Genomic DNA, 13,510 nt, shown 5'->3' on the forward strand with positions numbered 1-13,510 from the left:
TCGCGCCCACCCGCGCCTACGACGGACTGCCCGGGCTGACCGCCGACGAGGCCGCCGACTGGATGGTGACCGCCGCCAAGACGCGGCCCGTGCGGATCGCTCCGCGAATGGCCGTCAGCGCCCAGGTGCTCAACAGCTTCGCACCCGCGGTGGTCGACGCGGTGATGAAACGTCAACGCGTACAACCGAACAAGTAAGATGCCGCACCCCGACATCGCGACCGTCGCCGACATCGCACGCGTCTTCGGCGCCGAACGCCCTGACGCGACCGCGTTGATCGCCGGTGAGCGCACCGCGACGTTCGCCGAACTCGACGCCCGATCCAACCGGGTCGCCCAGGCATTGCGCGCCGCCGGTGTGGGGTTCGGCGACCGGGTCGCGTTCATCGAGAAGAACGGCATCGAGTTCTTCGAAGTCGCGTGCGCGCTGTCGAAACTCGGTGCGGTCGTGGTACCCGTCAACTGGCGGCTGGCACCACCGGAGATGCTGCACATCATCGACGACTCCGGCGCGCGGGTGGTGATCGTCGGCACCGAGTTCTTCGGTCACGTCGAAGCCATCGAGGACCGGCTGACCGCCACGCTCGTCGCCGTCGGTGCGCACCCACGCTGGCCGGCGTTCGATGTGTGGACGGCGAGCTATCCGGCCGAAGACCCCTGTGTCACAACACGGCCCGATGATCTTGCGTTCCTGATGTACACCTCCGGCACCACCGGGTCGCCCAAGGGCGTCATGCTGACCAACGACAACTATTTCTGCAAGGCCACCGGGATCGCCGACAAATGGCGCTTTGACGCCGACAGTGTGAGCCTGGCCGTGATGCCGATGTTCCACATGGCGGGCTCGGGTTGGGCTTTCGTCGGGTTGTGCGAAGGTGCGCGCACGGTAGTGCTGCGCGACGTGGACCCCGCCGCGGTGCTCGATGCCGTTGCGCGGCACGGCATCACCAACATGCTGCTGGTACCGGTGGTGATCCAGCGCCTGCTGAATACCCCCGGTGTCGAGGCGACGGACTTCTCCGCGCTGCGCGCGATCGTCTACGGCGCATCGCCGATCACCGACGACGTCCTGGTCCGGGCGCTCGAACGATTCGACTGCGATCTGCTGCAGGTCTACGGGCAGACCGAGACCACCGGTTCGATCACCCAGCTCGACCGCCACGACCCCGAATTGCTGCGCTCCTGCGGTAAGTCGTTTCCGTGGGTCCAGGTGCGCATTGTTGACGACGCCGGACGCGATGTGCCGACGGGCACGGTCGGTGAACTGTGGACCCGCTCGCGCCAGAACATGCGCGGCTACTGGAACAACCCCGCCGCGACGGCCGCCACCATCACGCCGGACGGATGGCTGAAGACCGGCGACGCCGGCTACGTCGACCGCGAGGGGTATGTGTACCTACACGACCGCGTCAAGGACATGATCGTCTCCGGCGGCGAGAACGTGTACCCCACCGAGATCGAGAACGTGCTGATGACGCATCCGGACGTCGCCGACGTCGCGGTGATCGGTGTGCCGGACCCGGCGTGGGGCGAGGCGGTCAAGGCGATCGTCGTCCCCGCGGCGGACTCTTCCCCCGATGAGGCCGACCTCATCGCCTACGCACGCGACCGGCTCGCGGGCTTCAAGCTGCCGAAATCGGTGTCCTTCGCCGACGACCTGCCCCGCACTCCCAGCGGCAAGATCCTCAAGCGCGCGCTGCGCGAGCCGTACTGGGAAGGTGTCGAGCGGCGGATCGGCTGAACCGGCGTGATAGACACGAGGGCATGGAGATTCTGGCCAGCCGGATGCTCATTCGGCCGGCGGACTACCAGCGCTCGCTGAGGTTCTACCGCGACGAGCTCGGGTTGGCGATAGCCCGCGACTACGGTGCGGGCACGGTGTTCTACGCCGGCCAGTCACTGATCGAGCTCGCCGGGCACGGCGGACCGCGTGCGGGCGGCACGATGTGGCTGCAGGTACGCGACGTCTACGCCACCGAGGAGGAACTGAGGGGTCGCGGCGTGCCGATCGCGCAGGAGGCCCGCGAGGAGCCGTGGGGTCTGCACGAGATGCACGTCAACGACCCCGACGGGGTGCTGCTGATTTTCGTTCAGGTGCCTGAGACCCACCCGCTGCGCCGCGACACCCGGCAGTGACGGATCAGCGTGCGGGGCTGGCCAGCGGCCAGCCGACCGACGCCAGCCGCGACGCAACCTGGTGCATCTCTTCGGGATTCGGCTCCTGGGCGGTGACCCGATGTATTGCGGCGCGGATATCGTCTTCGGTCACGGTGTCGGAGGTCGCGCCCTTCAGCACCGCCTGCGCAGCGCTGATCACCTCGTCCTCGGCCAGCGAGCGCTTGAGCAGCGCGAGCAGCGGGAAGTAGTCGGTCGGAGGAACGCCCTCCGGATATCCGCGGCGCAGCCAGTTGAGCACGCTGTCCAAGACGTTGCGGTTCTCGTTCATGATGTCGCGCAACTCATTTCCGGGGCATGAAGGGAAACAAGTCGATTCCCGTGTGGTGAATGATCGTGGCCCTGGTGATCCAGAGCACCGCGGTGACGATCACCCACCCCACGAACACGAAGAGCGCTACACCGAGGTATTTGCGAACCGGGTTCGGCGCCGTCACGGTGCCGTCGGCCGCCTCGCCGCCCGCGCCGCTGGAGAAGGCCATCAGCCCCGCCGCGAACAGTGCGGGAAGGCCCGCACCGAGCAGCAGCCCGACCACCAGCACCTTGACGATGCTCTCCAGATGAATCATCGAATGTTCCTTCTCGGCCTCAAACCGTCGCGGCCGGCTTGGGTTCGGGCATCGCTTCCTCGATGGCCGCCCGCAGCTCTGCGGGCACCACGGAATTGGTGGCGTCGTCCCATTCGGCGTTGACGTTGTCGTGGTCGACCTTCTGCTGCTGTGCGCGCCTCCACATGTAGAACGACAGGCCGACGAGCACGAGGAAGATGAACCCGTCACCCGCCAGGTCGGAGCCGGTGAGCACCTCGATGCCGTGGGACAGCCAGAACGACAGCGCGCCAACGAGTCCCGCAGCCGGCAGGGTGACCAGCCAGGCAACGGCCATCCGACCGGCGACCGCCCAGCGGACCTCGGCACCGGTCTTGCCGACGCCACTGCCGAGGATCGAGCCGGTGGCGACGTGGGTGGTCGACAGGGCCATGCCCGCGGCGCTCGAGCTGAGAATGATTGCGGCCGACGATGCTTCGGCGGCGAATCCCTGGGGCGACTGGATCTCGACGAGCCCCTTACCCAGCGTGCGGATGACTCGCCAGCCGCCGAGATAGGTGCCCAGCCCGATGGCCACCGCGCAGCTGAAGACGACCCAGAACGGCAGGCCGTTCTCCTTGACGTCGCCGGTCAGGTGGCCGGTGGTGATCAGCGCGAGCGCGATGACGCCCATCGTCTTCTGGGCATCGTTGGTGCCGTGCGACAACGCAACCAGCGAAGCGGTCGCGACCTGGCCCCAGCGGAAGCCCTCGCGGCGGCGGCTCTCCACCACGTTGCGGGTGATCCGGTAGACCAGCCAGGTGCCGCAACCCGCGACCAGTCCGGCGATGACGGGCGCGGCGACGGCGGGAATGAGCACCTTCTGGCTGATGCCGCCCCAGTTGACGCCCGCGGTGCCCATCGCGGCGAGACCCGCGCCGATCAGCCCGCCGAACAGCGCGTGCGACGAACTCGACGGGATGCCGAACAACCAGGTGAGCAGGTTCCACAGGATGCCGCCGATCAGCCCGGCGAAGATGATCGTCAGACCGGTCGACGCGTCGATCGACGGCAGCAGGGCGCCGGTCTTGCCGTCCTGAAGCTTGAGCACCGAGGTGGTGACGGTGACCGCGACCTCCACGGACAGGAACGCACCGACGAGGTTGAGCACGCCGGCCAACAGGACCGCGGTCTTGGGTTTGAGGGCGCCGGTGGCGATCGAGGTGGCCATCGCGTTGCCGGTGTCGTGGAAGCCGTTGGTGAAGTCGAATGCCAGTGCGGTTGTGATCAACAGCACGAGGACGATCAACTCAGCGCTCACAGCGCTAATTCTGCGGCCATAGTGGTCGTTTCACCTAATTCTCGGCCACATTCGACCGGTGTGTCATCAGGCCTTTTGCCGTCTCGGGCAATGTGTTCATCCATTGTTCACCCGCCGGCGGTCGAGCGTTTCCCACCAGCGCCAAACTCGTCTTGTTCGGGTCGCGCACTAGCATCATCCAATTGAGAGTGGGTAGACCCGATGCGACACGCGGGAGGGCACAGTGACGAAGTTTCTGGCCAAAATTGTCGCGTGGATCACAGCGGGTTACCCCGAAGGAGTGCCGGGTCCGGACCGGGTTCCCTTGATCTCGCTTCTGCGCCGGCGCCTCACCGAGGATGAGGTCCGAACCGTCGCGGTGGAGCTGAAACGCAACGGCGAGTTCGACGACGCCGACATCGGTGTGCTCATCACCCAGATCACCGATGCGCTGCCGACCTCGGAGGACGTCGAACGGGTGCGCAAGCGGCTGGCGGTTCGCGGGTGGCCGCTCGACGATCCGCGTGACGCCGAGGGGGACTCATAGCCGTCCTGCGGCCGGTCCCGGTCGGGTCCGGTGCCGCGGCGTTGGAGTTCCTGCCCGTCGTGCACGACATGCTGGCCGGCCGCGAGTCCGTCTTGCCGGTGCCCGCCGACGACGAGCGCGAAGCCTCGCTTCTGACAACGTCATTGCGCGCCGGGGCCGACGTCGACGACGACGTGGCGGTGGTGGTGCCGACGTCCGGCACCACCGGAATTCCCAAGGGCGCGTTGCTGACCGCCGCTGCGCTGACCGCCAGCGCCGAATCGACACACCACCGGCTCGGCGGGCCAGGTAGCTGGCTGCTGGCGTTGGCGGCCCACCACATCGCCGGGCTCCAGGTGCTGATTCGCAGCGTCATCGCCGGCACCACACCAGTGACGCTGGCGCCGACGTTCGATCCGTCTGAATTGCCTTCTGCGATCGACGCATTGGGGTCGGGCCGTCGTTATGCGTCGCTGGTGGCCGTGCAACTGGACAAGGCGTTGCGGGACGACCGGGCCGCGGAGGCGTTGGCCGCCCTGGACGCGGTTCTCATCGGGGGCGGTCCGATGCCGGCCGGTCTCGCCGAACGCGCTGCGGCGGCGGGCATTTCGGTGGTGCGCACCTACGGGATGAGCGAGACGGCCGGCGGCTGTGTCTATGACGGCGTGCCGTTGGACGGGGTGCGGGTCCGCATCGTCGACGGTGGCCGGATCGTGTTGGGCGGTCGAACGCTTGCGAAGGGGTACCGCAATCCCACCGACCCGGACCCGTTCGCCGATGCCGGGTGGTTCCGCACCGGCGATGTGGGCGCGCTCGACTCCGCGGGACGGTTGACGGTGCTCGGCCGTATCGACGACGCGATCAGCAGCGGCGGGCTGACGGTGATGCCGCAGATCGTGGAGGGCGTGCTGGCGACCCACGATGCGATCTCCGAGTGCGCGGTTTTCGGTGTGCCCGATGAGCGGCTGGGTCAGCGGGTGGCCGCCGCCGTCGTGCTCACGGCCGGTCGCGTCGCGCCCACGCCCGCCGAGCTACGCGAGCACGTGGCCGCGGCGCTCGACGCCACCGCAGCACCGCGCGAGGTTCACATTGTCGACGAACTGCCGCGGCGCGGGATCGGCAAGATCGACCGGCGAGCCCTGACGACGCGGTTCACCGACCCGCACGCTTGAGACCGTCGCGGCGTTCGGCATGGACGACGTCGAGCATGATGGACCCATGCGTTGCGAAGTCAGCACCGTCGACCAGTTACGGGCCGTCGTCGGGCAACCGGACCACTACGTCGCCAACAAGGTCAAGGACCGCCTGTCACCGGTACAGCGTGACTGGATCGCGCACTCGCCGCTGTGTTTGGTCGCGACGACGGATGCGCGCGGTCGCGTCGACGTGTCACCGAAGGGCGATCCGCCCGGATTCGTCCACGTCATCGACGCCACCACGATCGCGATCCCCGAGCGGCCCGGCAACAAACGGGTCGACGGCTATCTCAACGTGCTGCAGAACCCGCATGTCGGCACGCTGTTTCTGATCCCCGGTCGCGGCGACACGTTGCGCATCAACGGCACGGCGAAGATCCTCTCGGACGCCGACTATTTCGATGGTCTCGCCGTGAAGGGCAAGCGTCCGATCCTCGCGCTCGAAATCGCGATCGAAGAGGTGTTCTTCCACTGCGCCAAGGCTTTTCTGCGTTCGGATGCCTGGGATCCGTCGACCTGGAACCCATCGGCGTTGCCGAGTGTCGCGCAGCTACTCAAGGCGCTCCGGTACGACTGGAGCGATGCCGAACTCGAGGACTACTACAGCGAGGCCAAGACGCGCGAGCGCCTGTACTGACCGCGCACAGTTCAGATCTGGTTGATGCCGCCGGCGACGGGGATGACGAGTGTGTGACCGCGCTGATGAGTTGGGTCTCGGCGCGTTCGATGCGTTCGGCCAGCGGCGTGCCGGCGAACAGCGGCTGATCTTGAACGCTCATCGGAGGTCCCCTTACGGTCGGCGCGGCGAATAGGGTGACAAAATGCGGGTCAGTCGCAAGGAGATCGTGGCGGCCGCCATCGGCGTGGTGCTGGTGGTCGCCGCGTTCGTCGTGCCGCACCTGAACCTGGGCATCGTCACACCGCTGATCAACGCCACGCCTGCGCGCTTCCACCAGTTCGCGGACACCGCGCCGATCTTCGGGTGGTGGAACACGCACGTCGGGTGGGGCACGGTCCCGGCGGTCGTGATCGGCGCAGCGGCGGTGTTGTGGGGACCCACGGTCGCACAACGCCTGGTGTGGCGCGCCGTGCCCTGGGCGACATGGGCGACGGCCTGCGCGTGGGCGTTCTCGCTGGCGATGATCGACGGTTGGCAGCGCGGTTTCGCCGGGCGCCTGGCCGCCCGCCACGAATACCTGCGTCAGGTCCCCACCGTCACCGACATACCGCACGCCCTACGGACCTTCTCGGACAGAATCCTTGACTATCAACCGGATTCGTGGATCACCCACGTTTCGGGCCATCCCCCTGGCGCGCTGCTGACATTCGTGTGGCTCGACCGGATCGGTCTCGGCGGCGGTGCGTGGGCGGGTCTTCTGTGCCTGCTGGTGGGCTCGAGCGCGGCGGCCGCCGTCGTGGTCGCGGTGCGCGCGCTGGCGGGAGAAGCGACCGCACGGTTGGCGGCTCCGTTCGTCGCCGTTGCACCGACGGCGATCTGGATCGCGGTGTCGGCCGACGGCTATTTCGCGGGGGTGGCGGCGTGGGGTATCGCGCTGCTGGCGGTGGCCGTCGGGGGCAAGGTGCGCTGGCCCGTTCTCGCCGCGGCGGGGGCCGGATTGCTGTTGGGGTGGGGCCATTTTCTCAATTACGGCCTCGGCCTGATGGCCCTGCCCGCGTTGGCGGTGCTGTTGTGCGCGCCGGATTGGCGTGCCGCGTTCCGCGCGGCGGTGCCCGCGGTCGTCGTCGTGATAGCGGTGGTGGGAATCTTCGTGGCGCTGGGGTTCTGGTGGTTCGACGGTTACCACCTGGTGCAGGAACGGTATTGGCAGGGCATCGCGAACGACCGGCCGTTCCAGTACTGGGGTTGGGCGAACCTGGCGTCAGTGGTGTGCGCGATCGGCCTCGGCAGCGTGGCCGGGATCGGTCGCGTCTTCGACATCAACGCGATCCGGCGGCGGCCCGGACTGCCCATGGTGCTCCTGGGCGCGCTGCTGGCGATCGCGTTCGCCGACCTGTCGATGCTGAGCAAGGCCGAGACCGAACGTATCTGGCTGCCGTTCACGGTCTGGCTGACCGCCGCCGGCGCGCTGCTCCCGCCTCGGTCGCACCGCTGGTGGCTGGCGGTCAACGTGGTGGGCGCCCTGCTGCTCAATCACTTCATTCTGACGAATTGGTAACGGTCGTGGGTCAAACGCACACCAATAGGCGTGGAACTGGACCCTGGACACATGGAACCCGGCGACCGGCCGCGTCAGCTCGTCCGTTGGCGTAGTCCGCTGCGCGGCTTGTGGCTGACGTCGGTCTTCGGCTCGGTGCTGCTGGTCGGGCTGCCGGTGGTCATCCTGACCGGTCTGCTGTCCTACATCGCCTACGGTCCGCAGTTCGGGCAGGCCATCCCGGGCGACGTGGGCTGGCTCAAGCTTCCGACCTTCGATTGGCCCACGAATCCGTCGTGGCTGTACCGGCTGACCCAGGGCCTGCACGTCGGCCTGGGGCTGGTGCTGGTTCCGGTCGTGCTCGCGAAGCTGTGGTCGGTGATCCCCCGGCTGTTCGCGGTACCGCCGGCACGCTCGGTTGCCCAACTGCTCGAACGGGTTTCGTTGCTGATGCTGGTCGGTGGTGTGCTGTTCGAGATCATCACCGGTGTGCTGAACATCCAGTACGACTACATCTTCGGCTTCAGCTTCTACACCGCCCACTACTTCGGCGCCTGGGTGTTCATCGCCGGGTTCGTCGTGCATGTCGCGATCAAGCTTCCGCGGCTGCGGGAGGGTCTGCGGTCACGGTCGATGCGTGCGGTGCTGCGCACGTCCCGGGAGGACACCGTCGCGGATCCGTATGAGCCCGACGGGTTGTCGCCTGCCGATCCCGAGCCCGCGACGATCAGCCGGCGGGGTGCGCTCGCGCTGGTCGGCGGTGGTGCGGCGTTGGTGGCTGTGCTCACGGCCGGGCAGACGATCGGCGGATGGACCAGGCATGCCGCGCTGCTGCTGCCCCGCGGACGGACCCGTGGCGACGGCCCGAACGACTTCCAGGTCAACAGGACCGCCGCGGCCGCCCGCATCACGCCGGAGAGCACCGGCGAGCGCTGGCGGCTCACCCTGACCGGAGGACCGTCGCCGGTGGTGCTCGACCGGGCGGCCCTGACCGCGATGCCTCAGCACACCGCCCGCCTGCCGATCGCCTGTGTCGAGGGCTGGTCGACGACCGAGACGTGGACCGGTGTCCCGCTACGGGACCTCGCGCGGGCGGCCGGTGTGCCCTCACCGGTGTCGGCGTTCGTCCGGTCGGTGGAACGGCGTGGTGCCTTCAATCGTGCGATCCTGCAACGCAATCAGGTGTTGCACCCCGACGCGCTGCTGGCGTTGAAGGTCAACGGCATCGACCTGTCTCCGGATCACGGGTTCCCGGCCCGGGTCATCGTTCCGGCGCTTCCCGGTGTGCACAACACGAAGTGGGTGGGCTCGATCGACTTCCGGGCGGGTAACTGACATGCGAAGGTTCCGCGCGGTTTACGGATCGCATCCGTTGCACCTGTTGACCCTGATGGCGGGATTCGCGTTGTTCGGCTACGTGGTGGCGACCCTCACAGCGGCCGCCCTGTGGAACACGCGGACGTGGTGGCAGTCGATCCTGGTGTGGTTCGCCGCGGCGATCGTCGCTCATGACCTCGTGCTGTTCCCGCTCTACGCGCTGGCCGACCGGATCCTGCTGCGCGGCAGTCGAATTCCACGGCTGCGCGTGCCGCTGGTGAACTACCTGCGGGTGCCCGCGCTCGGGTCGGCGCTGACGCTGCTGTTGTTCCTCCCCGGCATCATCAAGCAGGGCGCGCCGATCGTGCTAGGCGCGACCGGCCAGACCCAGGAACCGTTCCTGGGCAGGTGGCTGCTGATGACGGCCGCGATGTTCGGCATCAGCGCGATCGTCTACGCCGCTCGGCTGGCGACGACCAGGGGCTAAGCCAGCGTCAGGCTGGCAATCACGCGGTTGCCGATCGGATGGACCCGGTCCAGCGCCATGCCCGCATGCTCGGCCACTTCGGCGGCGCAGTCGATGCCCACCGACGCCCACGGAAACCACGGCCCCACCGTGCGCGCCGACTCGAGCCGCACCCACTTGTTGTGAATTCCGTGTGTGAGCGCCTCGAATTCGGCGACGCACCGGCCGCCGCGGCGCAACAGTTCGGCGGCCCTGTGCAGCATCCGAAACGGATCGCCGCCCAGCCCCACGTTCCCGTCGGCCAGCAACACCGTCTGCCATCGCCCGGTGGCCGGCAATTGGCCGAACACGTCACGGCGCAGCACCGGCGCACCGTTGCGACGCGCGAGCCCGACCGCGGTGGCCGACTGATCGACCCCGAGCGCGGGGACACCGCGGCGGATCAGCTCGATCACCAACCGCCCGGGGCCGCAACCCAAGTCGATCGTCGGCCCGTCGCACAGCTCGACCACGGCGCGGTCGAACCGGCAATCGGCATGTGCGCCGCCGATCCAGCGGTGCACGGGAAGCGCCCGCACCTCACCGTCGTCGCTTCGGATCCAGCACTGTTCGCCGTCGAGGGCACAGTCGTAGAGGTTGCCCAGCATCAGGTGAGCACCGCCTCGGCGGCCAGGGCGAACCGGCTGTCGGGTACGCAGCGCCCGCGGACCACATCGACGTCGTCGATGGTGTCGAAGTCGGCGAGCTGCTCGACAAGGTCGACCCGAATGCCGTTGCTGCGCAATGCCTCAAAGGTCAGTGTGCCGGTGTCGGATCGCGACATCGGAACCGTACGCAGGCATTCGGCCAGTGACGGCCGTGAGACGCCCAGCACCCACCACCCGCCGTCGGCGGCGGGCCCGAGCACCGCGTCGCTTCCCACGAGTGTCCGGCCGCAGGCGACGAGCAGGTCGGCGGTCACCTGCGGGGTGTCCATGCCGATCTGCAGAACGGGATCGCCGGCGTAGGCGTCGGCGTGCGCGTTGGCAAGGCGCTCGGCGAAGTCCCCGCCGCGCTGAGGGATGACTGTGAATTCGCTTAGGCGAGAATGGATTTCGTCGGTGCGGCTCGCCCGGCCCAGGTCGCCCGTCATCGCGACCACTCGGTGGTCGACGGGTGTCGAGGCGACGGCGTCGAGGGTGTCGAGCAGCGCCGCGGCGGCGAGGTCGGCAGCGGCTTGATCGCCGATCGAGGCCGCGAGCCGCGTCTTCGCCAGCCCCGGCACCGGCGCCTTGGCCACCACCAGCACCGTCACCGCGAGCGCCGTCACGAGATCACTCGCCAGAAGTCGAAGGCCGCCACCGCACTACCGCGCACCGACCCGCTGACCTTCGACTTGCCGCCGGTGCGCGCCCGGTAGTCGACGTCGCACTCGACGACGCGCCAGCCGGCTGCCGCCGCCCGAACCAGCAGTTCGAGCGGATACCCCGACCGTCGGTCGGTGACGCCGAGGTCGAGCAGCGCGTCGCGGCGGGTGACCCGCATCGGGGCGATGTCGTGCACCGCAAGGCCGTGGCGGTGCCGCAATCGCCAGCACACCGCCGCGGTGCCGAGGCGGGCGTGCCACGGCCACTTCAGACCCGGCACGGGCCGACGCCGTCCGATCACCATGTCGGCCCCGCGGTGGAGCTCGTCGACCAGGGCCGGCAGGTCGCCCGGGTCCAGCGAGCCGTCGGCGTCCAGGACCGCCACGACGGGCGTCGTCGCCGCCACCACACCGGCGTGCACCGCTGCGCCGTAACCTGCGCGCTTCTCAGCGACCACCTGCGCACCGTTCTCGCGGGCGACATCGGCGGTGCCGTCGGTGCTGTTGTTGTCGACCACCAGCGGCCGGTATCCGTCCGGGATGGCCGCCAGCACGCCGGGCAGTGATTGCGCCTCGTTGAGACACGGCAGCACCACGGTCACCGGACAGTCGGGCATGGGTTCGAAGTTAACAAGCCCGTCGGCGCGCCGACCAGCCCATCGATGACGAATCCGTGACATCGGCGCAGGTAGCGGCCGCACGGGGCTACCCTCGAAAATTGTGACGCGCGTATTGATCGCCGACGACGACAGCATCGTGCGTGATGTCGTGCGTCGCTACCTCGAACGCGATGGGCTCGACGTGGCGATCGCGCATGACGGGGCCGAGGCGCTGCGGCTGCTCGGCTCGCAGCACATCGACGTCGCGGTGCTCGACGTGATGATGCCCGGCCCGGACGGGCTGACGCTGTGCCGCAATCTCCGGCAGCGCGCCGGTTACGCGATGCCGGTGATCCTGTTGACCGCGCTCGGTGAGGAGGATGACCGGATCGCGGGCCTGGAGGCGGGCGCCGACGACTACCTGACCAAACCGTTCAGCCCGCGTGAACTGGCGCTGCGGGTGCGATCGGTGCTGCGGCGCGCACCCGCCCCGACCGGGCGAAGGGCGCTGGACATCACCGTCGGCGGGTTGACCGTGTCGACGGCGGCGCGCACCGTGACCGTCAACGGCTCTCCGGTTTCGCTGACCAACCGCGAGTTCGACCTGTTGCTGTTCTTCCTCACCCACACCGACACCGTGTTCAGCCGCGAGGAACTGCTCAAGCAGGTGTGGCACTGGGACTTCGGCGATCTGTCGACGGTGACCGTGCACGTTAAGCGGCTGCGGTCCAAGCTCGGTGAGCATCACCGGGTGCAAACGGTGTGGGGCCGCGGCTACCTGTGGCGCAGCGAGGCGCGCTCACCGGAAGGCCAGAGCGCCTAGTGCCCGCCGACCTGTGGGAGATCATCGGGTTGGCGCTGGCATGCTCGGTCCCGGTGGTGCTCGCGGGCGCGCTCGTCATCCGCCTCGCCCGGTCGTGGTCGCTGGCGGTGAGCATGGTCGCGCTGGTGCTGATTCCGGTGTTGGCGACGTTCACCGGTGTGCTCGGCGCCAGCCGGTTCATGATCACCGAAACCTTCGAGAAGACCGCGATCGTCCTGGTGATCGTGTCGGTGGTGACGATTCCCGCCGCGGTGATGCTGGCGCGCTACCAGGCCCGGCGCACGGTGTGGGAGCAGGAGATCCGCGAGTCGGAACGCGCCGCCGAGCAGTCCCGTCGCCGGCTGGTCGCGTTCGTCAGCCACGACCTGCGGACCCCGCTGGCCGGAATACGGGCGGTGTCCGAGGCGATCGCCGACGGTGTGGTTCCCGATTCCGAGGTCCGCGTGCACGCCAAAACCATTGAGCAGGAATCGATCCGGCTGTCCGAGATGGTCGACGACCTGTTCGAGATGTCGAAGATCAACGCCGGCGCCGTACAACCGGTGTTCGACAAGGTGGCGCTCGACGAGGTCGTCGACGACGTGCTGACCGCGCACCGGATCGCGGCCGAGCGTGCGGGAGTGACGTTGACAGCCGACCTGCCGGAGGCGCCGGTCCGGGTGTTGGGCAGCGACCGGGCGCTGGTGCGGGTGCTGTCGAATCTGGTGGCCAACGCGATCGCACACACCCCGCAGGGCGGCCGGGTGTCGCTGTCGTTGGGGTCGGACGAGGACGGCGCGTGGGCGCGCGTCGACGACACCGGCGTCGGCATCGAGGAAGCCGATCTGCCGCGGGTGTTCGACGTCGCCTACCGCGGGTCGAACGATCGCGTGCCGCGCGACGACTCGTCGTTACCCAGCGGATCGGGACTCGGACTGGCGATCGCCGCGGGCCTGGTGCAGGCCCATCGCGGCACGCTGTCGGCGCACAACCTGGATAGCGGGGCCCGGTTCGAGGTGCGCCTGCCGCTGGCGACCAGCTGATCTTCGTCCTTGCCGGATAGCAATCGCGGGGTATTGACCAGCGTTTTTCACGAGCATTC

General features: G+C 68.4%; 16 protein-coding genes and 1 pseudogene. 11 read left to right on the forward strand and 6 right to left on the reverse strand.

What is annotated here, in order from left to right; translation table 11 throughout:
• From A5698_RS19820 to A5698_RS19830, 3 genes and pseudogenes are all read left to right on the forward strand, one after another.
• Positions 1 to 197 (forward strand): annotated as a pseudogene (locus A5698_RS19820) (short-chain dehydrogenase); the annotation flags it as partial.
• Between the two features lies 1 nt (position 198).
• Positions 199 to 1,740, forward strand: a complete 1,542-nt coding sequence (locus tag A5698_RS19825) for a long-chain-fatty-acid--CoA ligase (protein WP_068300303.1) — start codon at positions 199 to 201, stop codon at positions 1,738 to 1,740.
• 23 nt (positions 1,741 to 1,763) lie between these two features.
• On the forward strand, positions 1,764 to 2,135 hold the full coding sequence (locus tag A5698_RS19830) for a VOC family protein (RefSeq protein WP_068300306.1): 372 nt from the start codon (positions 1,764 to 1,766) through the stop codon (positions 2,133 to 2,135).
• A gap of 4 nt (positions 2,136 to 2,139) precedes the next feature.
• Here A5698_RS19830 and A5698_RS19835 read toward each other — a convergent pair whose 3' ends face one another.
• From A5698_RS19835 to A5698_RS19845, 3 genes are read right to left on the reverse strand one after another with little or no spacing between them, the layout of a single operon-like run.
• On the reverse strand, positions 2,140 to 2,445 hold the full coding sequence (locus tag A5698_RS19835) for a DUF3349 domain-containing protein (protein WP_067086442.1): 306 nt from the start codon (positions 2,443 to 2,445) through the stop codon (positions 2,140 to 2,142).
• A 13-nt stretch (positions 2,446 to 2,458) separates the two neighbouring features.
• Complete coding sequence (locus tag A5698_RS19840; RefSeq protein ID WP_067086358.1) at positions 2,459 to 2,743, reverse strand: hypothetical protein; 285 nt, start codon at positions 2,741 to 2,743, stop codon at positions 2,459 to 2,461.
• 19 nt (positions 2,744 to 2,762) lie between these two features.
• Entirely contained in the window at positions 2,763 to 4,022 is a 1,260-nt protein-coding gene (locus tag A5698_RS19845; RefSeq protein WP_068300309.1) for an inorganic phosphate transporter, read from the reverse strand.
• A gap of 223 nt (positions 4,023 to 4,245) precedes the next feature.
• On the opposite strand from A5698_RS19845, the gene A5698_RS19850 reads away from it, so the two are divergent.
• The 6 genes from A5698_RS19850 to A5698_RS19875 all read left to right on the forward strand — a co-directional run bounded on the left by A5698_RS19850 (position 4,246) and on the right by A5698_RS19875 (position 9,683).
• Positions 4,246 to 4,548 (forward strand): DUF3349 domain-containing protein, encoded by a 303-nt coding sequence (locus tag A5698_RS19850; RefSeq protein ID WP_067086400.1) that lies wholly within the window; start codon positions 4,246 to 4,248, stop codon positions 4,546 to 4,548.
• A 50-nt stretch (positions 4,549 to 4,598) separates the two neighbouring features.
• Positions 4,599 to 5,699 carry an o-succinylbenzoate--CoA ligase gene (gene menE, locus A5698_RS19855; protein ID WP_286144551.1) on the forward strand — a complete coding sequence of 367 codons (1,101 nt, stop codon included), beginning with the start codon at positions 4,599 to 4,601 and terminating at the stop codon, positions 5,697 to 5,699.
• Between the two features lie 46 nt (positions 5,700 to 5,745).
• A complete protein-coding gene (locus A5698_RS19860) occupies positions 5,746 to 6,360 on the forward strand; it encodes a pyridoxamine 5'-phosphate oxidase family protein (RefSeq protein ID WP_067086449.1) in 615 nt (204 codons plus the stop codon).
• Between the two features lie 184 nt (positions 6,361 to 6,544).
• On the forward strand, positions 6,545 to 7,900 hold the full coding sequence (locus tag A5698_RS19865; protein ID WP_068300312.1) for a hypothetical protein: 1,356 nt from the start codon (positions 6,545 to 6,547) through the stop codon (positions 7,898 to 7,900).
• Between the two features lie 51 nt (positions 7,901 to 7,951).
• Positions 7,952 to 9,214: a molybdopterin-dependent oxidoreductase gene (locus tag A5698_RS19870; RefSeq protein WP_068300314.1), complete on the forward strand. Its 1,263-nt coding sequence runs from the start codon at positions 7,952 to 7,954 to the stop codon at positions 9,212 to 9,214.
• A gap of 1 nt (position 9,215) precedes the next feature.
• A complete protein-coding gene (locus tag A5698_RS19875) occupies positions 9,216 to 9,683 on the forward strand; it encodes a hypothetical protein (RefSeq protein ID WP_068300319.1) in 468 nt (155 codons plus the stop codon).
• On the opposite strand, the gene A5698_RS19880 is transcribed toward A5698_RS19875, so the two are convergent.
• The 3 genes from A5698_RS19880 to A5698_RS19890 are packed head-to-tail and all read right to left on the reverse strand — an operon-like array spanning position 9,680 to position 11,624.
• A complete protein-coding gene (locus A5698_RS19880) occupies positions 9,680 to 10,309 on the reverse strand; it encodes a methyltransferase domain-containing protein (protein WP_068300320.1) in 630 nt (209 codons plus the stop codon). The two genes, A5698_RS19875 and A5698_RS19880, sit on opposite strands and share 4 nt — an antisense overlap.
• Entirely contained in the window at positions 10,309 to 10,971 is a 663-nt protein-coding gene (locus tag A5698_RS19885; RefSeq protein ID WP_068300322.1) for a TIGR04282 family arsenosugar biosynthesis glycosyltransferase, read from the reverse strand. The genes A5698_RS19880 and A5698_RS19885 overlap by 1 nt, the downstream gene beginning before the upstream one ends.
• A complete protein-coding gene (locus A5698_RS19890) occupies positions 10,968 to 11,624 on the reverse strand; it encodes a glycosyltransferase family 2 protein (RefSeq protein ID WP_068300324.1) in 657 nt (218 codons plus the stop codon). The genes A5698_RS19885 and A5698_RS19890 overlap by 4 nt, the downstream gene beginning before the upstream one ends.
• A 103-nt stretch (positions 11,625 to 11,727) precedes the next feature.
• Here A5698_RS19890 and A5698_RS19895 point away from each other — a divergent pair, with 103 nt between their 5' ends.
• Positions 11,728 to 12,429 carry a response regulator transcription factor gene (locus tag A5698_RS19895; protein WP_068300326.1) on the forward strand — a complete coding sequence of 234 codons (702 nt, stop codon included), beginning with the start codon at positions 11,728 to 11,730 and terminating at the stop codon, positions 12,427 to 12,429.
• A complete protein-coding gene (locus A5698_RS19900; protein WP_068300327.1) occupies positions 12,429 to 13,451 on the forward strand; it encodes a sensor histidine kinase in 1,023 nt (340 codons plus the stop codon). Before A5698_RS19895 ends, A5698_RS19900 begins: the two co-directional genes overlap by 1 nt.
• Positions 13,452 to 13,510 lie beyond the last annotated feature (59 nt).

The organism is Mycobacterium sp. E136, assembly GCF_001666865.1.
Taxonomy (GTDB): domain Bacteria; phylum Actinomycetota; class Actinomycetes; order Mycobacteriales; family Mycobacteriaceae; genus Mycobacterium.

Coding starts and splice junctions, on each gene's coding strand:
- A5698_RS19825 (WP_068300303.1), top strand. CDS start 199: ATGCCGCACCCCGACATCGCGACCGTCGCCGACATCGCACGCGTCTTC.
- A5698_RS19830 (WP_068300306.1), top strand. CDS start 1,764: ATGGAGATTCTGGCCAGCCGGATGCTCATTCGGCCGGCGGACTACCAG.
- A5698_RS19835 (WP_067086442.1), bottom strand. CDS start 2,445: ATGAACGAGAACCGCAACGTCTTGGACAGCGTGCTCAACTGGCTGCGC.
- A5698_RS19840 (WP_067086358.1), bottom strand. CDS start 2,743: ATGATTCATCTGGAGAGCATCGTCAAGGTGCTGGTGGTCGGGCTGCTG.
- A5698_RS19860 (WP_067086449.1), top strand. CDS start 5,746: ATGCGTTGCGAAGTCAGCACCGTCGACCAGTTACGGGCCGTCGTCGGG.
- A5698_RS19865 (WP_068300312.1), top strand. CDS start 6,545: ATGCGGGTCAGTCGCAAGGAGATCGTGGCGGCCGCCATCGGCGTGGTG.
- A5698_RS19870 (WP_068300314.1), top strand. CDS start 7,952: ATGGAACCCGGCGACCGGCCGCGTCAGCTCGTCCGTTGGCGTAGTCCG.
- A5698_RS19875 (WP_068300319.1), top strand. CDS start 9,216: ATGCGAAGGTTCCGCGCGGTTTACGGATCGCATCCGTTGCACCTGTTG.
- A5698_RS19880 (WP_068300320.1), bottom strand. CDS start 10,309: ATGCTGGGCAACCTCTACGACTGTGCCCTCGACGGCGAACAGTGCTGG.
- A5698_RS19890 (WP_068300324.1), bottom strand. CDS start 11,624: ATGCCCGACTGTCCGGTGACCGTGGTGCTGCCGTGTCTCAACGAGGCG.